The organism is Arenibacter certesii DSM 19833, assembly GCF_000429545.1.
GTDB lineage: Bacteria > Bacteroidota > Bacteroidia > Flavobacteriales > Flavobacteriaceae > Arenibacter > Arenibacter certesii.
The window spans coordinates 246,675-266,477 of record NZ_KE386914.1 but is presented as its reverse complement, the minus strand read 5'-3'; the positions used below and the strand labels follow the sequence as shown (position 1 = coordinate 266,477).

Sequence of the window (19,803 nt, the reverse complement as noted above, 5' to 3'; positions counted from 1 at the left end):
AATCAATTAAATTTTTGAAATGAAAAAATATACTAATTTATATTTCGGATTGCTGGGTATTTTTGCTCTAGTGACCAGTTGCGGAAACCAAGGGAAATCATCTTCTGGCGGTGCCTTGAGTTCAGGAGCTGCAGAGCGGGTATATGTTGCTCCTGGTGAGTATGACGAATTCTATGCCTTCTTCTCCGGAGGATATACCGGTAACCTTACCGTATACGGATTGCCTTCTGGAAGGATGTTTAAAGAGATTCCTGTTTTTTCCCAGTTTCCTACAAATGGCTATGGCTATTCCGAGGAAACCAAACCCATGCTAAATACCTCTTTCGGATTTGTGCCTTGGGATGATGCTCACCACCCCGATATTTCTCAGACGAATGGGGAGTTAGACGGAAGGTGGATTTTTATCAATGGGAATAACACCCCTAGAATCGCTAGGATCGACCTGACTACTTTTGAGACGGCAGAGATTATTGAGGTGCCCAATAGTGCTGGTAACCACAGTTCCTCTTTCATTACAGAAAATACAGAGTATGTAGTAGCTGGTACTAGGTTTGCTGTTCCTGTTCCTCAGCGAGATATGCCTATTAAAGATTATAAAGGGAATTTTAAAGGTGCCTTGTCTTTTATTAGTGTGGCCCCTGAAACGGGTCGTATGGACATCAAATTCCAATTGATGATGCCTGGCTTCAATTATGACCTGTCGCATCCAGGAAGAGGGAAATCTCATGGATGGTTTTTCTTTACCACCTATAATACTGAGGAGGCAAATACCCTAATGGAGGTAAATTCTTCTCAAAATGATAAGGATTTTATTGCTGCTGTAAACTGGAAGAAAATAGAAGAGTATGTAAATAACGGAGGAGGAACTATAATGCCGGCCGAGTATGCGCATAACGTTTATGATGATCATACCCATACTGCTACTTCTACCATGAAGAAAGAAGTCCTTACGGTAGATCCAACAAAAGTTCCTGGCGCTGTTTATTTCTTGCCTACGCCTAAATCTCCACATGGTTGTGATGTAGATCCATCTGGGGAATATATAGTAGGGAACGGAAAGCTGTCCTCAGATTTAACAGTACATTCCTTTACTAGAATGTTGGAAGCCATTGAGAAAGAAAAATTTGATGGAGAAGCTTATGGAATTCCTATTTTAAAGTTTGAAGATGTTCTTGCGGGAGTAGTTTCCCAGCCAGGTCTTGGACCGTTACATACCGAATTTGATGGAAAAGGAAACGCCTATACTACTTTCTTTATCTCTTCTGAAGTGGTAAAATGGAAATTGGGAACTTGGGAAGTTGTGGACAGACAGCCTTCTTATTATTCTGTAGGACATGGAATGATTCCCGGAGGAAATTCCCAAAAACCATTTGGAAAATATTATATCTCTATGAACAAGATTACTAAAGATAGGTATCTTCCAGTAGGTCCAGAAATGGAACACTCTGCTCAGTTGTATGATATTTCTGGCGATAAAATGGAGTTGCTATATGATTTTCCAACACATGGGGAACCACATTATGCTGCAGGGATACCAGCAGAGAAATTGATAGCTAATTCTAAAAAGATATTTAAACTTTCTGAGAATAAACATCCCTATGCTGCTTTAACAGCAAACGATACCAAGATAGAAAGAGACGGAAAAGATGTACATATCTATATGTCCACTATCCGTAGCCACTTTACACCAGACAATATTGAAGGTATAAAAGTGGGAGATAAGGTGTATTTCCATATAACCAATCAAGAACAAGATTTTGATGTCCCTCACGGCTTTGCTATGATCGGTGCTACAAATGCGGAATTATTGATTGTGCCAGGGCAGACCAAGACGCTATTATGGGAGCCTAAAAAAGTAGGTGTCTGGCCATTCTACTGTACAGATTTTTGTTCTGCACTTCACCAAGAAATGCAAGGTTATGTACGGGTTTCACCAGCAGATTCCGATTTGGAATTGAGTTGGTCCCTAGGAGAAGATTAAACGTACTTATTTTGGTTTAGATGGGAAGCGGGCGATGTTAAAGAACTGCCCGCTTTTTTAACAAATTAATATCTAGAATAGCCAACCAATATCATTTTCAATTTAGTATTGAAAAACAAGAAAAGAGATGAAAAAAGCAAGTGTATTAATGATTATTGGCTCACTGTTGTTATTGGGACTCTTTGTATTTCCACTTTGGAATATTATGCTAGGAGCACCACAATATCCGGAGCCTTTGGGAATGAATATCCATATTAACGGTATTAGGGGAGTTCAGGAATTTGATATTCAGAACATAGATGGGTTAAATCACTATATTGGGATGAAGACCTTACCTAAACCAGATGAAATGTGGGAGTTTAGCACTTTTCCTTTGGTAGTTGGAGGAATGGTTTTTCTTGGATTACTCATTGGACTTCTTGGGTTGTTTGGCAAGGTTTCCTATAAATGGTTTGTTGGATGGTTTGTGCTGATGTCTGTTCTGGGGCTTTTAGGAATGTATGATTTTAATGCATGGATGACGGATTATGGAACTGATTTAGATCCGCGAGCCATTATGAAGCTTACCCAACCAGATGGTACTCCTATGACCTATAAACCGCCCCTATTAGGGAATGCTAAAATTTTGAATTTTAATGTTACCTCATTACCGGGTGTTGGTGGCTATCTGTTGTTTGTTGGAATGCTACTTACTTTGGTTGCTTCCTACTTCGGTTGGAAAAGTGATAAAATAAAAGTGAATAGTGAAACCAATTAAAAGAACAGCCAATTAATTTTAAGATATAAAGAATGACAAAATATTTTCTCCCTGCTATTTTATTACTCGTATTTACTTCCTGTAGTATTAAACCACAACCCATAGATTACGGGTCAGATGCGTGTCACTTTTGTAGTATGACGATAGTAGATAGACAACATGCTGCTCAAATTGTAACGGAAAAGGGCAAGGGATTTAATTTTGATGCTACGGAATGTATGTTGAACCATCTAAACGATATTGATTCTAGCGAAATAGCCCTATTCTTAACAAATGATTATTCTAACCCTGGAAAATTAATCGATGCAACCAAAGCATTTTACCTGGTTAGTGAGGGGATACCCAGTCCCATGGGAGAATACCTAACAGCTTTCGGAACCAAGGAAGGGATAGAGGAGGCTTTGCTGATTCACGATGGCGACCAATTAAATTGGGAACAGTTAAAACTGAGATTTGAGAACTGAATTAATGAGGTATATAATTAACAATTACAACAACCAGCAAGTGCATAAAGCGATACCACATGGGATTTTCCCAGGGGGAAATTATAAATTCTTTAATATTATATAATGAAGAGGAAGCATGTTTTAATATATGTGATTTTGCTCTTGCTTGGCACTAATCTGTGGGCTTCTACAATTACGGTCTGCAGTACATGTTCAATAAAGACTATTAAAGAAGCAATAGCCCAGGCAGCGGATTTTGATACTATTTTGATTAAAAAAGGAACCTATAAAGAGTTTAATATTAGGATAGATAAGCCGTTGACCTTGATTGGAGAAGACCATCCCATAATTGATGGGGAAGAGCAAGGTGAGATTATTCAGATTGCAGCCAATAACGTTACCATAGATGGCTTACATATTAAAAATGTGGGCACTAGCTATACCTCGGACTATGCGGCCATACGCGTTATAAGAAGTGAGGATTTTTTAATACAGAATGTGAAGTTAGAAAAGTTATTCTTTGGTATCTACTTAGAAAGGTCTAAAAACGGGAAAGTCCTGAATAATACTATTGTAGGAGATGCAAAAGATGAATACAACTCAGGGAATGGCATTCAATTATGGCATTCGCAACATATCATGGTCGCCAATAATTCTGTACAGCAGGTAAGGGATGGAATTTATCTAGAGTTTTCGGATTTCATCACCATCGAGAATAACTATAGCGCCAATAATCTGCGCTATGGGCTTCATTTTATGTTTTCCAATGATGATATCTATGAGGGGAATACTTTTGAGAGTAATGGGGCAGGGGTAGCAGTGATGTTTTCTAAAAGGATAAACATGCACGGGAATACCTTTAAAAATAATTGGGGAACAGCTTCTTTTGGCCTTTTGTTAAAGGAGATTAATGACGCCGAGATTTCTGGGAATACGTTTGAAGAGAATACCGTAGGGATCAGTATTGAAGGCTCTAACCGAATAGTTTATAAAAACAATGATTTTATAAGGAATGGATGGGCCATAAAAGTACGAGGGGCTTGTTATACCAATACGATCACCAGAAATAATTTTCTGTATAATTCATTTGACCTTGCCTATAACAGTAATCTAAACGACAATGTATTTGAGGAAAATTATTGGAGCGATTATACTGGTTATGATTTGGATAGGAATGGCATAGGTGATATACCCTATAGACCTGTTAAGCTATTTTCTTATATCGTAAACCGGACTCCAGAAACTATTATTCTTTTGCGAAGTCTATTTATGGATATAATCGATTTTTCTGAAAAGGTCTCTCCGGTTTTTACTCCGGATAATTTAGTTGATGCAAAACCATTAATGAAAAGAATCAAATGATACTGGTAGAAAACCTATATAAAAAATTTGGAAAAATCCCGGTATTAACGGGATTGGACCTTAGTATTCACGGAGGTGATATATTTGCTGTCTTAGGACCCAATGGTTCTGGTAAAACAACCTTGATCAAAGCTGTCTTAGGAATGGTAATTCCGGATAAGGGTACTATATCTGTTATGGACACCCGTATTAAAAATCAGTGGAAATACCGACAACAGATCAACTATTTACCACAAATAGCCAATTTTCCGGGTAACCTTAGGGTAAAGGAGTTGATTGAGATGATAAAGGACATACGGCAGATGCCTAGTGACGAAGAGCAACTTATAGCCCGATTTGGCCTGGAGCCTTTTTTGGATAAAAAATTGAGCAACCTGTCTGGTGGAACCAAGCAGAAAGTAAATATTGTATTGACCTTTATGTTCGATTGTCCACTTATTATCCTGGATGAGCCTACCAATGGGTTAGATCCGTTGGCGCTCATCAGATTAAAAGAACTCATCTTTGAGGAAAAGGCAAAAGGAAAGACTTTTTTAATAACCTCACATATTATGCAGTTTGTAGAAGAGGTTTCCGATGAGGTGGTCTATCTTTTGGAAGGAAAAATATATTTTAAAGGAAGTATAAGTGCCTTAAAGATTAAAACCAATCAAACTAATTTTGAACATGCCATTGCGGCCATATCTACTCCCTAAAAATCATGATTAAAATATTAAAATATAGCTTTTACGATCTAATGCGCAGCCGATGGAGCTACGTGTATTTCCTTTTTTACTTGCTGTTGGGCTTTGTATTATTGTTTTTAAACAATGAGTTGTCCAAGGCTGTAATAACGTTAATGAATGTCATAATTGTACTGGTACCGCTGATAGGGACCATTTTTGGTGTGATGTACTTCTATAATTCCAAAGAATTTACCGAACTGCTATTGGCTCAACCCATTAAACGATCGTCCATATTTTTTGGACAATACCTTGGGGTTGCTGGTTCATTAACTATGAGTTTGGTATTGGGACTTGGAATTCCCTTTGCACTATATGGACTTTTTGAAAGTAACGCCATTTGGGATTTTTCCCTATTGCTAATTACGGGAGCGTTTTTAACTATGATTTTTACGGCATTGGCCTTTAACATAGCCCTTTCTAACGAAAATAAAATTAAGGGATTTGGCTACGCTGTATTGGTTTGGCTGTTTCTAGCAGTTATCTATGACGGACTGTTTTTAATGTCCTTGATTGTTTTTGAAAAATACCCTTTGGATAATTTCTCTTTGATTGCCACCATGTTTAATCCTATAGATCTCTCTAGGACCCTTATCCTATTAAAATTGGATATTTCTGCCCTATTGGGATATACAGGAGCAATTTTCAAACAATTTTTTGGAACTAATCTTGGCCTAATGATTTCTATAGTGATGCTTACTCTATGGACCATAATCCCGGTTTGGAGATTGGGATACAAATCGAAAAGAAAGGATTTTTAATAACTAAACTTCGCAGCCCCTGCGGGAATTTTTTATCGTAGACCACTATAATTAGTACTTTAGCGCTTTACCACCTTATAATTGAATTCAGTTAAATCACATATTAATTCTTCCTTGGGCTATTTTTTGTTAGCCGCTTTGTTAGGTGTCCTTTTGCGAGCCTTTGTGGTAGCACCAATGCCCATACAAATGAATTATCGATTTATAGTTCATACGCATTCTCATATTGCGCTGTTGGGATGGGTATATAGTGCACTTACCTCACTTTTATACTACGTGTTCCTACGGAAACAGGAACTGAATGGGAAGTATAAAAGAATATTTTGGTTTACCCAATTTTGTTTAATAGGCATGTTGTTTACCTTTCCTTTTCAAGGGTATGCCTTATTTTCTATTATTTTTTCAACTTTATTTTTAATAGCATCCTATTGGTTTACCGGGTTCTTTTTAAAGCACGTTCCCAAATCAGTAAAAGATACCAATGCCTATCGCTGTATTGCAGTGTCATTATGGTTTATGGTAGGTTCAAGTGTTGGACCATGGGCTTTGGGACCAATTATGACGCTATTGGGGCCTGAATCTATCTGGTACCGACTGGCCATTTATTTTTACTTGCACTTTCAATATAATGGATGGATGATTTTAGCCCTTATTGGGTTGTTTATTCATATTTTAGAAGCACATGGGTTTAAAATGTCTTCAAAAACCTTCAAAATATTTTTCTGGAATGCCGCTCTAGGAATTATACTGAGCGTGTTCCTATCTGCGCTTTGGACGGGGCCCAACCTATTGCTTTATCTTTTGGGAGGAGCGGGGGCCATCTTACAATTGATTGCTTTGGTAGTTCTAGTGCGGTTTTGCTATGAAAATCGAAGTGGATTAACGTCGGTTTTGACCAAAATGCAATATGGTATGCTAATATTGGTTGCCGTTCTTTTATGTGCTAAAATGATGTTGCAGTTGCTAAGTACCTTTCCCTATTTTGCAAATTTGGCGGCTACCATTCTTGACTTTACTGTTGGGTATTTGCATTGGACATTTTTGGGCGTAATTAGCTTAGGCTTGTTCTTTGTTTTGGAATATTTTAGAATGATTAAGCTTACTAGGGTATCCTATGCTATTTATTTGATGGGATTTGTCTTTACAGAAGTACTCATATTTTATAAGGGGATGGCAGCATGGTTGAGATGGCCATTGGTAGATGGTTATTTAAAGTACTTGGCTATAGGAAGTGTATTGATTCCCATAGCCATTATACTAATCTTGTGGCAGTCCAATACTAAGGTAAAGCGTATTGATAACTAGCGCTGATATTTTATTTGAGGAAAGGCATTTAATGATAATAGGGACAGGGCCCTTATGCGCGACTCCTATGTTGAAAAATATGTAAGAAAAGCATGGTCGACATTTTTCGTGCTTTATTCTTGGCTATCCAAGCCACTTCTCCTTCAAAAAGTTCATCTATAGTGGCAAACCACTCATTTAACCATAGTCCAAAATGTTCTTGCGTAATGGTATGATCCATTTTCTCATCTACTTTCTGATGTGCTACAATGGGGTTGCCCATATATTTTCGTTTAAGTAGAAGGTGACTTTCCCAAAAATCGGTCAATAACTCCAGGTGGCTGTCCCAGTCCGTAATTATACCATTAAAAATAGGGCCTAGAACCTCATGCTTTCTGATTTTAGCATAGAAGCTAGTCACAAGAAGATTAACGTCTTCTCGCTCTTTTATTTCTGTTTTTATTATCATGTACTTAATTATTGCTTACTCACAAGGTGAGTTTTAAAATCTTTGACGCTTAAGTTATAATCTTATCGGTGGTTTCCAACCTATGCCTCATAGTTTTACCCTAAGGTAGTTAATTATGCGTGTCACAAAGATAATGGGTGTACTTCACGTCGGGAAATAAAAGGTTTCGCATATTAATATCTATAATTTGAGCTGTTAGTCATACTGGTTTTCAGAAACGATTTTAAAAACGAGATTGTTCAATGCTGCATTTACGGGAATTTGGCAGGCTAAACGACTCTCATTGGTAGCTCCATCAATCTTGGAAAGCGTATGCTTTTCTTCTTCCTCCATTTCCTGACCAATAGATCCCTCCATAATTTTGATGTGACAGGTTCCGCACCACGCCCTGCCTTTACATTCGCCCCATTCCTCTAGATATTTATCAAAAAGGAGTTCCATAAGGCTATGATACTCATTGGTGCTAAAACTAGCCGTGCAGCGGTCCCCAAACTCATCAAAATAGGTTAAAGTGTACATCTAAAATCTTGGTTAGTTATTAGGCCGCCATTTAGTAAGGGTTAAAAATACCCTAAAGGATGTTTGCTGCAATAGTAATCACACTAAAGACTACACTAACTATTAATAGATTAAATGTGATTTTAGCTTTTAAATGGGCCAATACCGCTGCGTTATATGCCATACATAAAATAGTGACCATTAAAACCAAGAAAAATCTAAGTGCAATGGGCATTTCATTTTTTAGGGCCAGCATGACTGCAACTGACCCAATACAACTTTGACCAATAATAGCAATGGTAGAATACCCGGTTTGGCCTCTTTTAAATTCCGTTAGTAATTCGTTGTAAATTTTCATGAGATTCATATTTATTGTTTTCTATTCCCAGAATACATCATTGCTGTTCTCCGTAAACTTGGATTCCGGATGAAGTTTAGCTATTGTCTCGAATTGTTGTTCGTTTGCTACTGTTTGAATTTTGTTGAAAAGGATTCTTTCCTCAAATCTTATATGGGCTTCAAGTTCTTCTTCGATTAAACTAATGGTCCTATCTAAATCAGTGGAAGTATTAAAAAGTCGCTCCAATCTTCTGTGTTGGGCAATAGCTCTTTTTACCAGCTCATGATCATTACCTAAGATGGGGAAGATTAACTTTTCCTCTGTTCTAAAATGGGGCACCAAATGAGTGGCATAAAACCAGTTTAAATAGGTTTTTATCCGTTCCGCAGAAACTCCTTTTGAGATACCTGTTCTTATTTTCCAAGACAACAACAATCCTTGATGGTGCTCTCTACTTAAAGGCTGCATCGCCTTATGTCTTTTGATCGGCTTTTTCTGTTCCATTTATTGTTGTTTAAGAATTAACAGAGCATCTTTTAATTTTTAAAAGCCCTGTTGTTTAGGTATTCATTGAATTTAATTTTCCAAAATCTTTTTTAACACAATGGCCTGATTATGTTCTGTATCCTTTGCTCCATAAAGAAGGGTTAGCATATTTTCTTTGGCTTTTTCCCTAAGCTCATTCAGTTTTTCTTCTTTTTCTTGGAGTTCAAGTCGATATCTTTTATCAAATTCCATAAACTTATCAGGGTCATGATCAAACCATTTTCTGAGCTTATCTGATGGCGCAATTTCTTTTGCCCACTCATCTAACTCAGCATCTTCCTTGCTAACTCCCCGTGGCCAGATCCGATCTACCAGAATTCGATATCCATCCCTCTCCTCTGGAGCATCATAAATTCGTTTTATTCCAATGTTTACCATTTCTGTTGTTATTGTTAGTTTCCATGTATAGTAATCCGCCGTTAAGGCACGGCGTAAATTCTTAGTTCTAAACCGTGCCAAATAACAGCATACAATACTTTAGGTCAACAACGGACTTAATCATTGAGTTCCTTCTCCAAGATTTCCGCTTTTGGAAAAAGGATGTTGTTCTCTAAATGGATATGTCTGTGTAGGTCTTCTTCAAATTCTTGGAGCAGTGAAAAAGTGACCCTATAAGTATTACAAGCATCCGTAGGTGGTGTATAGTTATTACTTAATTCGTCTATCAGTCTAAATCGGTCCCCTTCGTTCTCATGTTCTTGCATCATCATTTGAATAGGATTCTTGATGCTACCTAATTTAGAGGGCTCCAATTTAGTTCCAGTATGTTTGGCTTTCACCATTTTCCTAACAGCAGGGAAGACCATCAGCTCCTCTTTTTTCATGTGCATGGCCAATTCCCCAGCGCATTTATTAAAATGCTGGGTGATTTCCAATAATTCTGGATGACGTTCCCCATGTACCCTACAAAGTTTGGCTAAATACTGATTTAGTACCGGTATCTGTGCTTCTACGTATCTGTGGTGCTTCTTTTCAATATAATCGGCAAGTAGGTCTAAAGGCCAGGTCATAACATCTATATTGTCGCCATTCGTTTGTTGCTGTACCGTTTCAATTTCTCTTAAAAGAGAATTCGCGTCAAGCTTATTTTTCTCGGCAACTTCTATAATTGTTCTATTTCCTTTACAACAAAAATCTATTTTATGATTTTTAAAAATTTGTGCAGTTCTATAATTATCCGCTACGATTTGTCCGATATTTTTAGTCATTAAATTTTTCATATGTAAATGTGTATTGTTGATTAACGGTCATACCTGCCCGAATATGTCGTTTCGGCGGGTGCGATTCGCATAGATTCATTAGTGTTTGCCCGCCAGAATGAATCTTTCGGGCTGGCGACCGGGTTGCGGTCATGCTCATTTCATCTTATATATAATTAAAGTTTTTTTCAGAATTTATTTGCATTATGGCAACAGCCTTAAAATCGTGTATTACCCTTAGGCAATGATCTATATATGCAGGTACTAACAGTGTAGCCCCTTTTTTTAAAACCAATTCTTTGTGCTGGGTCTTTAAAATAGCTTCTCCTTCATGTACTACTATTACCGTTTCTTTGGTATTGTGGTGAAGCGGCATATCCATTCCTGCCAAAGCAGTTATTTGCACTACTTTTATAGATTTACCTACCGTTTTATGGGTAAGCTCTGGTTTAGTCCATACTTCCATAGTGTTCGCTTTTAATGTTAGTTCCCCATTCTGCGAGTTCTTCTTTTGTCCACATAGAGGGAAAAAATTTACGTTGCTGATATTTTGGGTGTAGGTATTTTTTCCATTCAGAACCACCAGTGGCTTTCTTGTTTTCCCCTTTACCGTTCAAATAATGTTCAGCGGTGTTTAAATGGACTAGGGGCCATTCAATATTATAAAGTCGATCAAATTTGCGCAACTTTTCCCGTAGGGCATCTGTGATGGTGGGAAGTTGCTTTAATTTATCTTCTAGAGTATTACCTGATAATTCCTCAGCAGTATTCAAAAATTTCTTGTGGTATTTCTCCTCGAAGAGTTGTAATGTCAAGGTCTTTTTTCCTGTTTTGTGGTTAATGCCTGCATCTTTCCAATAAATCGTATCGAAACACTCTTTAATTCCGGGATCAGGGGAAAGTTGGTCTTTATAGGTATTACTCACTAAGTTTTTTAGGGAGGTACAATGTAACTCTATCAACCTAAATTGGGCACATTGAAATCCGCTTGCAGGGGTAAGGGTAGATCGGAAAGTGTTGTAGTCATCATAGTCCATTCCTGTCCTCATTATATCGAAGGAGTTGATTAATAGGGAGGTATATTTTATTAATCGATCTAGTTTTACAAGTAGGAACTGACTAGTAATCTCCTTCTCGTCAACAATTTGCTCCAACTCATGCAGCATCATTTTTAAAAAGAGCTCCGTTACTTGGTGGTACATTATAAAAATGGACTCATCTTTAAAATTAGTTCTTGGTTTCTGTAGAGATAGTAAGGTATCTACCTCAATATAGTCCCAATACGTTATGGGTTTGGCATGTAATAGTCCCTTAAGGTAAGTTTCGGGATTTTCGCCTAACCTATTATATTTATCTTCTATTTTATCGAGAGTATTGTTCATGAGTTACTTTTATGATAATTAAAACCATATAAAAAAAGTGTTATTACTTTTACTATTTCCGTTGCTACATAATAAATATGAGCATGTGATTCTGGTAAAGTTTGATTCTCGATTATGGCATTGGCCCTAATGTCTAAAATTGGTAATAACACTATGGTTTGTAGCACCAAAATGAATATGGCTATGAGTAAGTACAGGTTACTCCATTTAATAATTTTTCCAGTTGTCCTAAACAATTGAATAAGTATGATTATTGCCAAAGTCCATTCCACCTTATTCAGCGCATGAAAGACTAATTTGCCAACTTTCAGCCCCACTGGGAGGGAGAGTTCGGTAACTTGGAATTTAATCCACGCCTCCATAAAGCTTATAGCACCTACAAATCCTATCCATATAAAAACGGAAGAAGGAATAATGGCCGATTTTATTAACCCTTTCATATCAGCGGTCTATTCTTTGTTGTTCGATATAAGCGGATTTTGTGGTGGAACATTTCAGCCATTTTTTGAGCTCTCCATTTTGCTTCCTCTGCTTTTTCCCCTTCAAAATTTTCATTACGGGTTTCATTGAATAGTAATAGCCATCGATCAAAATGTATTTTTTCAACTGGAAGGTCGGCATGGGGCATAAATGGATTACCATAATAGGTACGTTTATTTAAAAGTACCGTTCCCCAAAATGAGTACATTTTCTTTATATGAACTTCCCAGTCTTCCTTGATTACCTCATTAAAAATAGGCGCTAGCATGGGGTCCTCCTTTATTTTAGAATAAAAGGTCTCTACTAAACGATGAATGTCGGTTCTATGTCGCAGGTGTTGTTTCATTAGAAAAAAGACGTATAAAGATCAGGATTCCAGTACATTATTATATAGAACAAGGCAAAGCCCACAAAAGCAATAATTAGCGCCCATACCCATGACGGAATTGCTTTTGGGGTTTCCGACCCTCTAATTACAAACGAATCCTTGGTCTCACTGCCATAGGCGTTAATAGTAATTGGAATTTGGGTGTCCACCACCTCATTTTCACTAAGACCTACTACTGATATTGCCGGCCCATTACGTACCTCAAATGGAATAACCCTTATTCCTTCTACATTGCTAGATGATCTTGCAACGATTTTTAAAGTATGTTTACCATCTGGAATCTTGGTGGTGTCCAATACAAATTTTACAGGCGGTGAAAAAGCTGCAAATGGCTGCTTTTCATCATCTAGATATACTTTTATAATTCTATTGTCCTCCATTTTCCTTAAAATTTTGATCCCAAACAATATTTTTTATATGATCTGGATTGCTCTCTTTTGGCCGCAATAAAAATTTTAGGCTGTAGAAAAGTGTTATTGCCACCAAAATAACAGCGGACCAAGTAATTATATAATCTACATTACCAGTAGGTCCTTGACCATGGGTTATGTTTTCCAAACCTTTGGGCTGTTTCTCTTTGCATAGGTCACAGGCCAACAATAGGGGGTGATAGCCAATGAATAATATTGCCAGAACGATATATTTTTTCATTTTCTCCAATAATTATTTGCTGCGGCAATCGTTTGGAATTCAATTGCGATAATTTGTGCCGAAGCGATTAGTTGCTGTGTATCCGTCGCATAATCCGATCTTAATTTTTTCCGTGTTTCAGGATCGGTTTGTATCTCTGCAATTGATTTTCTTGCCAGAGTAATAGCCAATTGCCTACCCTCAAATGGGGTTGCTGTTATTAAACTTGGTAAATAGTTTTGCTGTGGTTCCATACTTTCTGAAAGTTTTTCATCATTTGTTATATTCTCCACATTATTGGAGTGGATTTCTTTACATTGGTCGCATGCCAGCATCTGTGGTTGATAGGCAAAAAACAGAATGACGATGATTAAATATTTTTTCATTTTTCTCTAGCTTTATTTGCTGCGGCAATGGTTTGAAATGCTATAGCAATAATTTGTGCCGAAGCGATTAGTTGTTCAATAATGGTTGTATAATCCAATCTCAATTGTTTTCCGTTTTTCTAGACTGGTCTAAATTTTGGGCAATGGACTTTTTTACCAAGTTTATTGCTAACTGCTTGCTTAATAAAAGGTGTATTTAAACGGGGGTAACTAGTTTTCCATCACTTTCATTTATATCCATATTTTTTTATCAATTTTAGTTGCTTGGTTGATTCTCCACAAATTCACGTAGTTTCCTTACCTCTTCTTCCGTAATCTCTGGTGCATTATTCCCCCAACTTGTACGTTCGTGATTTGCAATAGCTGCTATTTCAGCATCGGATAATTGATCTGCGAAGGGCTGCATAGAAGCATATTCACTACGCGCATCATAACCTTGTAAAATAATCCGGATCATAAGCTCAGGGTCTACATCGTTTACAATCGGACTTCCTGCCAAGGGAGGGAAAGCCCCAGCAACTCCTTTTCCGTTATCTTGGTGGCAAACAGCACAGGCTTGTTTATAAAGTTGTGCTCCATTAATACCGGAAGCACTGGCACTTCCTTGATTCACTTTATTTCCTTCTGTCTGTATTTGTTTTAAGGCTGGTATAAATTCTTCAACTTGCCCGTCTGGTAACTTTACTTGCTTTAAGGATTGTAAGTAGGCTACCAGTTGTAAGGCTTCTTCTTTGGCAATTAGCGTTCTCCCAGATGATGTGGCATAGCCTTCAGGTAGATTTACTACCACATTATTCTCTTTTACCGAACCACTTTCTACTTCTTTAAATAACCAAGGATAGGAGGGCATTATAGACGCTCCTACCACAGTCCTCGGATTATATAAATGGAGTAGGTGCCAAGCTTCACTAGGTTGCCTTCTGCCTATATCCGTAAGGTCGGGACCCGTTCTTTCACTTCCTAAAAGGGAAGGTGATTGTCGCCATATATCCATTCGTTCCTTACTAAAAATATAGTCGGAGGGGATAGAGGGGCGATCTCCCCAGGTATTATCCATTTCTATATTCCGAACCTGTTGGGTATGGCAGGCCACACATCCTTCTTTAATATAAAGATTAAGCCCTTTTCTTTCATTTTCCGTCAATTGAACCTGCCCTGGAAGGGGCTCAACATCTTGCATCTGATAGGCAGGAAACACTGCAACTATAAAGCTTAAGGTTACAAACCCTAAAAAAGCAGCAAGGACAAGTATTTTATGGTTTTTATGAAAATCAAACATGTCGTTCTTGTTTTTAGTTATTCACACGCTCTAATACTGGAGCATCTAAATTTTCAATAGGTTTCTTATTGTTTACCATGTAATAAAAGTTATAGGCAAAAACCAGATGCGAGACAAACATTAGCGAACCACCAATAGCACGCCATACCCAGTATGGTTTCATTAAAATAACAGACTCTAAAAAAGCATTGCCATCAATCCAGCTTAACCCTTTTAAGGTGCCTCCTGCCATTAAGGACATCATATAAGCGAATAGCCCTATAAATGCTAACCAGAAATGGGCGCCTACAAAAACTTGAGGTGGTTCTTTTCCCGTTAATTTGGGTAAAATAGTGTAAAAACAGGCCCAGAGGATAAAAGTGATAATTCCGTACATGGTCATATGGGAGTGAGCCACGTTAAAATCTGTAAAATGCCATACATAGTTGGTAAACCGGAAAGCCTGTAAACTTCCTTGTGTAGAACCTACAAAGTAAAAAATAACGCCTACTAGAAAGAAAGGTAGTACGTAACTTTTGGAAATATGGTTCCAACTTCCTTTCATGGTCATTAAAAAGTTGGTAGTACCAGCAACAACAGGAATAAACATCCCGGCACTAAACACTATAGCGGTAGTCTGCAACCACCAGGGAAGAGGGCTAAACACAAAATGGTGTGTCCCAATCATAGTATAGAACAACATTTGTGTCCAAAAGGCCAATACGCCCAGAGAGTAAGAATAAATAGGCTTATTAAGTGAAGATGGAAGGTAATAGTATATTAAACCAAGGGTAAATGTCATAAACCACATACCAACTCCCTGGTGCATATAGTAACCTTGAATTACGGTTTCTCCCAGCCCGTCCTGGAAATTGGGCAGATACCCAATAATTGCTAATACCGTGGTCCATATTAATGCAGCTAGAATATACCAGTTGGATACGTAGATATCTTTAATTTTTCTACTTGCAACCGTTTTGTAGAAATTCCAAAAAGTTATAATGATGGCAATTGCAAAAAGTAACATCACAGGCCATATGTATTCTCTATATTCCCCACCTCCGTTATTAATACCTCCCATTAAGAAGAGTGTGCCCAAGAGCACGGCGAGGTTTATCAGGATTAAAGAATACCAAGCACTTTTATAATTGTGGATCACGGTATTGGAGGTACGGGCAATCACAAAATAACCCAAGCCAATCATCGCTAATGATGCCCACCCCCAAAAAACAGCATTGGTATGTACTGGGCGAAGACGACCAAAGGAGAGCCACGGTTGACTGTCCATTTCGGGCCATACGAATTTCATGCCAACATATTGCCCTACAAGTGTTCCAAATACGAGCCAAAAAACTGCGGTTCCTAGGTAATAAAGTACAATTTTCTTTAATGGTTCTGGAGTTTCTAGCGCAATGGGAGTGTTTTTTTTCTCATCAAACATAGGATTTTCTGGCTCATGTGTTACCATGTTTACCAGCCCTTTGCGGTCCTTTACCGTTTCCTGACTCCCTAATTCGTCTCCCGATAATTTAAAATTAAGGGCTTTTTTACGGCCTTCTAGAATGCGATCTATTTCTTCTTCCCGCATTCCTATCATCTCTTCAGTGAATTCTAGGCCCTTCTTATTTAGCTGCTTCCTTTTATAGGTATCTGCATAGGTATTTAATTTTGCCAAGAGAATGATAATAGCGACTAGGAATACGATAAGGATAAGCACTACTGTTCCTATAATTCCCGGACTCGTTATCCAATTATCAGTACTGATATTGGTGTTTTGTGGCAATATTAACATTGGCAAAAGTAGCGTAAGCAATGTTATAAGTGAGCGTTTGTTATTCATATTGCGATTTTAATACCTTTTTATCTTTTATTATTTTATTATGAACCTGTAGTGAATTAAACTATTAAAAAATTATCGTTTTAACTGAGTCAGTCCAATATCTAATCCCGATGCCAACTCATACATGGTCGTATTCTTTAGCATCTGGGTAAGATTTTCTCTTATCCCAACAAATTTATCGTGAACTGGACAGGGCTTATTGGCGTCACAATGTTTTAAGCCTAGTCCACAACCAACAAAAATATTATCACCGTCTATCGCATTTACGATATCGTATAATTTTATGGTGTCCATCTTTGCTCTGTTCATTTCAAAACCTCCAGTAGGACCTTTGTGAGAATCTACCAAACCGTTTCTAGCTAGGGATTGTAATATTTTCGCTGTAAATGCTTCGGGAGAGTTTATTTCTGCAGCAATTTCCTTAAGACTAACACGCGTCTTATGTAGGGACTTTTGCGCAATAAATATAGTTGCTTTTATACCGTATTCACAAGCTTTAGAAAACATAGATCACTTAGATTGATTGGTACAAATATAACTCATATTCTTATTTCGGACAAATTTATCCTATTTAATTTACGTTTGCATATTTTCTGTCATATTCGTTATTGTTAGGGTGGCAAGATAGGGGTATCTATAGTGCTTTAGAAAAAGTTGTTAGAATTAATTTTGTCAATCACCTGCCAAGTCCATGAGATATGGAATAGGCAGATGGACCACGACTGAATGGAACGGCCTGCATTCACTTCTCTGTAAATGAGTGAAAAACACCAATTCAATAAAACAAAAGTGGCTGCCTTTTCGGGACAGCCACTTTTTTATTTTTATATAAGGTTTCCTTAAAACTTATAGCGTACAAACGCTTCCATTGCAGCATAATGCGCCAATCCTAACTCATCATACTTCATGGCAGTTTCTCTGTTTCTGTCTTCTGCTCGTTGCCAGAATTCCCTGGAATCCGAACCTTGGAATACTACACCATCCTTTTGGGATTGGTGCTTAAAGATACCATATCGTTTCGCCAAAACCTGACTAGGACTCATAGGAACGGCCATTTCTATATCTTCAATATCCCATTCCTGCCAAGCTCCCCTATACAACCATACCCAACAATCGTCCATATATGGTTCAGATTTTAATCGCTTTAAAGATTCAAAAATAATGTCTAAACAAACCTTGTGTGTCCCGTGCGGATCTGCTAAATCTCCTGCAGCATAGATTTGATGAGGTTTAATCTTATCGATTAAGTCCATAGTGATTTTAACGTCCTCTTCTCCCCATGGATTTTTTTCTATGGTACCCGTTTCGTAGAAAGGAAGGTTGTTAAAGTGGATCTGCTCATCAGTAAGACCTACATAGTAACTAGTAGCTTTAGCTTCACTTCTTCGGATCATACCTTTTATACTCCTCACTTCTGGAATATCTATTTCACTTGTCTTTTTGTCCTGTATAAATTTAGTGGCTTTTTTGTAAATTTCAAGAGACTTTTCATTGTCTAAGCCAAATGAGCGATTATAATCTACCACAAAATTTGAAAATCGTAATGCCTCGTCATCAGCTACGGCAATATTCCCAGAGGTTTGATAGGCTACATGCACCTCATGCCCTTGATCTTGTAATCGCATAAAAGTACCACCCATACTAATGATATCATCATCTGGATGCGGACTGAAAATAAGTACACGTTTTTTAGGAGGATTGGCACGTTCTGGTCTATTGGTATCATCTGCATTTGGTTTACCTCCTGGCCAACCAGTAATAGTGTGCTGTAATTTATTAAATATACGGATATTGATATCGTAAGCATCACCTACTTCTGTTAATAGGTCACTCATACCATTCTCAATATAATCTGCTTCTGTTAGCATAAGAACTGGTTTCTCTAGTTTTGAAGCTAGCCCCACCACAGCCTTTTTGATCAACTGAGCATCCCAATTTACTTTCTCTACAACCCAAGGAGAATTTACTCTGGTAAGTAGGGAAGACGCACCTTTGTCTACCACAAAAACGCTATTAGGGTGATCTTGTAGGTAAGAGGCGGGAACCTGCTCAGTAATTGGCCCTTCTACCGCTTTATTAATAATGTTAGATTTTCCTTCACCCCAAGCAAATAGAACCACCTTTTTGGCCCGCATAATTTGCTTAATTCCAATAGTGATAGCAGTCTTTGGAGTGTTGTATAAACCTTGGAAATCCTGACTTGCCGCAACTCTGGTGATATGGTCTAATGTAACTAATCTCGTTTTGGAGTTGGGTAAAGATCCAGATTCGTTAAATCCAATATGTCCGTTCCCACCAATGCCTAAAATTTGGAAATCTATTCCACCTAAAGCATCAATTTTGGCCTCAAATGCCTTACAGTAATCGGCTATATCCTCTTTTGCAAGTGTACCGTCAGGAATATGACAATTCTCTGGGTCAATATCGATTTGATCAAACAGAAGCTTCTTCATAAAACGCACATAACTTTGTATGGCGTCTGGTTCCATTGGATAGTATTCGTCTAGGTTAAAAGTAATTACATTCTTAAAACTTAGATCTTCTTCTTTGTGTAAGCGAACTAATTCCGCATATAATCTTTTCGGCGATGAACCTGTAGCAAGTCCAAGTACACACATTTCGTTGGCTTCTTGCTTTTTTCTAATCAGTGCTGCAATTTCTGCAGCTACTGCCTTAGAGGCAACTTCTGAAGATTCAAAAATTACCGTGTTTACTTTTTCAAACCGTTTTTCAAAACTGGTTGCCTTATCGATTCCACTCTTAATCATCTATAACTCGATTTTTAGTTCATTATTGGTTTAATCTATAAAAGTACTGCAAACAATTGAAATGGTTAAATTTTATAGCCTGTTTTTGCTTGAAACACGGCAGAAATAAGGATTTCTCTCTTCGTGGTTATACTTCTAACTTATTTTGCATTTATCCATGCAAATAAATTGTAAAAGCTTCTTTAAAAACTCCCTTTGTGAAAGTCCGCCAAATCTGTATCTTGTAGCCATTATTGGCTTAGTTTGGCACTAGGTATACAAATAGTATAAACCAAGGCGTGTGAACGCTGTTCTATTGCAATTGAA

General features: G+C 37.6%; 25 protein-coding genes. 7 read left to right on the top strand and 18 right to left on the bottom strand.

The window, feature by feature from the left end; genetic code table 11:
• The first annotated feature begins 19 nt into the window (after positions 1–19).
• The 7 genes from nosZ to G466_RS0119955 all read left to right on the top strand — a co-directional run bounded on the left by nosZ (position 20) and on the right by G466_RS0119955 (position 7,334).
• Entirely contained in the window at positions 20–1,981 is a 1,962-nt protein-coding gene (gene nosZ, locus G466_RS0119985) for a Sec-dependent nitrous-oxide reductase (protein WP_026815198.1), read from the top strand.
• Between the two features lie 127 nt (positions 1,982–2,108).
• Positions 2,109–2,738 (top strand): hypothetical protein, encoded by a 630-nt coding sequence (locus G466_RS0119980; RefSeq protein WP_026815197.1) that lies wholly within the window; start codon positions 2,109–2,111, stop codon positions 2,736–2,738.
• Between the two features lie 32 nt (positions 2,739–2,770).
• On the top strand, positions 2,771–3,202 hold the full coding sequence (locus G466_RS0119975; RefSeq protein WP_026815196.1) for a nitrous oxide reductase accessory protein NosL: 432 nt from the start codon (positions 2,771–2,773) through the stop codon (positions 3,200–3,202).
• 105 nt (positions 3,203–3,307) lie between these two features.
• Positions 3,308–4,546 (top strand): nitrous oxide reductase family maturation protein NosD, encoded by a 1,239-nt coding sequence (locus G466_RS0119970; RefSeq protein WP_026815195.1) that lies wholly within the window; start codon positions 3,308–3,310, stop codon positions 4,544–4,546.
• Positions 4,543–5,241: an ABC transporter ATP-binding protein gene (locus G466_RS0119965; protein ID WP_026815194.1), complete on the top strand. Its 699-nt coding sequence runs from the start codon at positions 4,543–4,545 to the stop codon at positions 5,239–5,241. The genes G466_RS0119970 and G466_RS0119965 overlap by 4 nt, the downstream gene beginning before the upstream one ends.
• Positions 5,242–5,246: 5 nt before the next feature.
• Positions 5,247–6,029 carry an ABC transporter permease gene (locus G466_RS0119960; RefSeq protein WP_026815193.1) on the top strand — a complete coding sequence of 261 codons (783 nt, stop codon included), beginning with the start codon at positions 5,247–5,249 and terminating at the stop codon, positions 6,027–6,029.
• 81 nt (positions 6,030–6,110) lie between these two features.
• The gene (locus G466_RS0119955; RefSeq protein ID WP_026815192.1) at positions 6,111–7,334 is read left to right on the top strand and encodes a hypothetical protein; all 1,224 of its coding nucleotides are present in this window, start codon (positions 6,111–6,113) and stop codon (positions 7,332–7,334) included.
• A gap of 52 nt (positions 7,335–7,386) precedes the next feature.
• Here G466_RS0119955 and G466_RS0119950 read toward each other — a convergent pair whose 3' ends face one another.
• From G466_RS0119950 to nagB, 18 genes are all read right to left on the bottom strand, one after another.
• Positions 7,387–7,782, bottom strand: a complete 396-nt coding sequence (locus G466_RS0119950; RefSeq protein WP_373296562.1) for a group III truncated hemoglobin — start codon at positions 7,780–7,782, stop codon at positions 7,387–7,389.
• Between the two features lie 195 nt (positions 7,783–7,977).
• Positions 7,978–8,301, bottom strand: a complete 324-nt coding sequence (locus tag G466_RS22875) for a 2Fe-2S iron-sulfur cluster-binding protein (protein ID WP_051315806.1) — start codon at positions 8,299–8,301, stop codon at positions 7,978–7,980.
• Between the two features lie 52 nt (positions 8,302–8,353).
• Positions 8,354–8,638, bottom strand: a complete 285-nt coding sequence (locus G466_RS0119940) for a hypothetical protein (protein ID WP_026815190.1) — start codon at positions 8,636–8,638, stop codon at positions 8,354–8,356.
• A 21-nt stretch (positions 8,639–8,659) separates the two neighbouring features.
• Positions 8,660–9,124, bottom strand: a complete 465-nt coding sequence (locus tag G466_RS0119935) for a hemerythrin domain-containing protein (protein WP_026815189.1) — start codon at positions 9,122–9,124, stop codon at positions 8,660–8,662.
• Between the two features lie 72 nt (positions 9,125–9,196).
• Positions 9,197–9,544, bottom strand: a complete 348-nt coding sequence (locus tag G466_RS0119930) for a DUF488 domain-containing protein (protein ID WP_026815188.1) — start codon at positions 9,542–9,544, stop codon at positions 9,197–9,199.
• Between the two features lie 116 nt (positions 9,545–9,660).
• Positions 9,661–10,386, bottom strand: coding sequence for an iron-sulfur cluster repair di-iron protein (gene ric, locus G466_RS0119925; protein WP_026815187.1), 726 nt, complete (start codon positions 10,384–10,386; stop codon positions 9,661–9,663).
• Positions 10,387–10,531: 145 nt separating this feature from the next.
• Positions 10,532–10,831, bottom strand: a complete 300-nt coding sequence (locus tag G466_RS0119920; protein WP_026815186.1) for a cupin domain-containing protein — start codon at positions 10,829–10,831, stop codon at positions 10,532–10,534.
• Positions 10,815–11,747 (bottom strand): tryptophan 2,3-dioxygenase family protein, encoded by a 933-nt coding sequence (locus G466_RS22870; RefSeq protein WP_034236258.1) that lies wholly within the window; start codon positions 11,745–11,747, stop codon positions 10,815–10,817. Before G466_RS22870 ends, G466_RS0119920 begins: the two co-directional genes overlap by 17 nt.
• Complete coding sequence (locus G466_RS0119910; RefSeq protein ID WP_034236257.1) at positions 11,744–12,187, bottom strand: hypothetical protein; 444 nt, start codon at positions 12,185–12,187, stop codon at positions 11,744–11,746. The genes G466_RS22870 and G466_RS0119910 overlap by 4 nt, the downstream gene beginning before the upstream one ends.
• A complete protein-coding gene (locus tag G466_RS0119905) occupies positions 12,184–12,573 on the bottom strand; it encodes a group III truncated hemoglobin (protein ID WP_026815184.1) in 390 nt (129 codons plus the stop codon). The genes G466_RS0119910 and G466_RS0119905 overlap by 4 nt, the downstream gene beginning before the upstream one ends.
• Positions 12,573–12,995 carry a hypothetical protein gene (locus G466_RS0119900; RefSeq protein WP_026815183.1) on the bottom strand — a complete coding sequence of 141 codons (423 nt, stop codon included), beginning with the start codon at positions 12,993–12,995 and terminating at the stop codon, positions 12,573–12,575. Before G466_RS0119900 ends, G466_RS0119905 begins: the two co-directional genes overlap by 1 nt.
• Positions 12,982–13,266, bottom strand: coding sequence for a hypothetical protein (locus G466_RS0119895; RefSeq protein ID WP_034236256.1), 285 nt, complete (start codon positions 13,264–13,266; stop codon positions 12,982–12,984). The genes G466_RS0119900 and G466_RS0119895 overlap by 14 nt, the downstream gene beginning before the upstream one ends.
• A complete protein-coding gene (locus G466_RS24555) occupies positions 13,263–13,631 on the bottom strand; it encodes a hexameric tyrosine-coordinated heme protein (protein WP_229797126.1) in 369 nt (122 codons plus the stop codon). The genes G466_RS0119895 and G466_RS24555 overlap by 4 nt, the downstream gene beginning before the upstream one ends.
• Positions 13,628–13,729, bottom strand: coding sequence for a hexameric tyrosine-coordinated heme protein (locus tag G466_RS24810; protein WP_169720779.1), 102 nt, complete (start codon positions 13,727–13,729; stop codon positions 13,628–13,630). Before G466_RS24810 ends, G466_RS24555 begins: the two co-directional genes overlap by 4 nt.
• A gap of 158 nt (positions 13,730–13,887) precedes the next feature.
• Positions 13,888–14,910: a cbb3-type cytochrome c oxidase subunit II gene (locus G466_RS0119880; RefSeq protein ID WP_034236255.1), complete on the bottom strand. Its 1,023-nt coding sequence runs from the start codon at positions 14,908–14,910 to the stop codon at positions 13,888–13,890.
• A 13-nt stretch (positions 14,911–14,923) separates the two neighbouring features.
• Positions 14,924–16,729, bottom strand: coding sequence for a cbb3-type cytochrome c oxidase subunit I (locus G466_RS22865; protein ID WP_034236254.1), 1,806 nt, complete (start codon positions 16,727–16,729; stop codon positions 14,924–14,926).
• Positions 16,730–16,801: 72 nt separating this feature from the next.
• A complete protein-coding gene (locus G466_RS0119870; RefSeq protein ID WP_026815180.1) occupies positions 16,802–17,236 on the bottom strand; it encodes an RrF2 family transcriptional regulator in 435 nt (144 codons plus the stop codon).
• Between the two features lie 332 nt (positions 17,237–17,568).
• A complete protein-coding gene (gene nagB / locus G466_RS0119865) occupies positions 17,569–19,497 on the bottom strand; it encodes a glucosamine-6-phosphate deaminase (protein ID WP_026815179.1) in 1,929 nt (642 codons plus the stop codon).
• Between the last annotated feature and the right edge of the window lie 306 nt (positions 19,498–19,803).

Excerpts from the sequence above, each read along its gene's own strand:
- G466_RS0119880 (WP_034236255.1), bottom strand. The coding sequence starts at position 14,910 with ATGTTTGATTTTCATAAAAACCATAAAATACTTGTCCTTGCTGCTTTT.
- G466_RS0119920 (WP_026815186.1), bottom strand. The coding sequence starts at position 10,831 with ATGGAAGTATGGACTAAACCAGAGCTTACCCATAAAACGGTAGGTAAA.
- G466_RS22870 (WP_034236258.1), bottom strand. The coding sequence starts at position 11,747 with ATGAACAATACTCTCGATAAAATAGAAGATAAATATAATAGGTTAGGC.
- G466_RS0119970 (WP_026815195.1), top strand. The coding sequence starts at position 3,308 with ATGAAGAGGAAGCATGTTTTAATATATGTGATTTTGCTCTTGCTTGGC.
- G466_RS0119960 (WP_026815193.1), top strand. The coding sequence starts at position 5,247 with ATGATTAAAATATTAAAATATAGCTTTTACGATCTAATGCGCAGCCGA.
- G466_RS0119975 (WP_026815196.1), top strand. The coding sequence starts at position 2,771 with ATGACAAAATATTTTCTCCCTGCTATTTTATTACTCGTATTTACTTCC.
- G466_RS24555 (WP_229797126.1), bottom strand. The coding sequence starts at position 13,631 with ATGAAAAAATATTTAATCATCGTCATTCTGTTTTTTGCCTATCAACCA.
- G466_RS0119910 (WP_034236257.1), bottom strand. The coding sequence starts at position 12,187 with ATGAAAGGGTTAATAAAATCGGCCATTATTCCTTCTTCCGTTTTTATA.
- nagB (WP_026815179.1), bottom strand. The coding sequence starts at position 19,497 with ATGATTAAGAGTGGAATCGATAAGGCAACCAGTTTTGAAAAACGGTTT.
- G466_RS0119980 (WP_026815197.1), top strand. The coding sequence starts at position 2,109 with ATGAAAAAAGCAAGTGTATTAATGATTATTGGCTCACTGTTGTTATTG.
- G466_RS0119895 (WP_034236256.1), bottom strand. The coding sequence starts at position 13,266 with ATGAAAAAATATATCGTTCTGGCAATATTATTCATTGGCTATCACCCC.
- G466_RS0119900 (WP_026815183.1), bottom strand. The coding sequence starts at position 12,995 with ATGGAGGACAATAGAATTATAAAAGTATATCTAGATGATGAAAAGCAG.
- G466_RS0119950 (WP_373296562.1), bottom strand. The coding sequence starts at position 7,782 with ATGATAATAAAAACAGAAATAAAAGAGCGAGAAGACGTTAATCTTCTT.
- G466_RS0119930 (WP_026815188.1), bottom strand. The coding sequence starts at position 9,544 with ATGGTAAACATTGGAATAAAACGAATTTATGATGCTCCAGAGGAGAGG.
- G466_RS0119965 (WP_026815194.1), top strand. The coding sequence starts at position 4,543 with ATGATACTGGTAGAAAACCTATATAAAAAATTTGGAAAAATCCCGGTA.
- G466_RS22875 (WP_051315806.1), bottom strand. The coding sequence starts at position 8,301 with ATGTACACTTTAACCTATTTTGATGAGTTTGGGGACCGCTGCACGGCT.
- nosZ (WP_026815198.1), top strand. The coding sequence starts at position 20 with ATGAAAAAATATACTAATTTATATTTCGGATTGCTGGGTATTTTTGCT.
- ric (WP_026815187.1), bottom strand. The coding sequence starts at position 10,386 with ATGAAAAATTTAATGACTAAAAATATCGGACAAATCGTAGCGGATAAT.
- G466_RS0119940 (WP_026815190.1), bottom strand. The coding sequence starts at position 8,638 with ATGAAAATTTACAACGAATTACTAACGGAATTTAAAAGAGGCCAAACC.
- G466_RS0119935 (WP_026815189.1), bottom strand. The coding sequence starts at position 9,124 with ATGGAACAGAAAAAGCCGATCAAAAGACATAAGGCGATGCAGCCTTTA.
- G466_RS22865 (WP_034236254.1), bottom strand. The coding sequence starts at position 16,729 with ATGAATAACAAACGCTCACTTATAACATTGCTTACGCTACTTTTGCCA.
- G466_RS0119870 (WP_026815180.1), bottom strand. The coding sequence starts at position 17,236 with ATGTTTTCTAAAGCTTGTGAATACGGTATAAAAGCAACTATATTTATT.
- G466_RS0119905 (WP_026815184.1), bottom strand. The coding sequence starts at position 12,573 with ATGAAACAACACCTGCGACATAGAACCGACATTCATCGTTTAGTAGAG.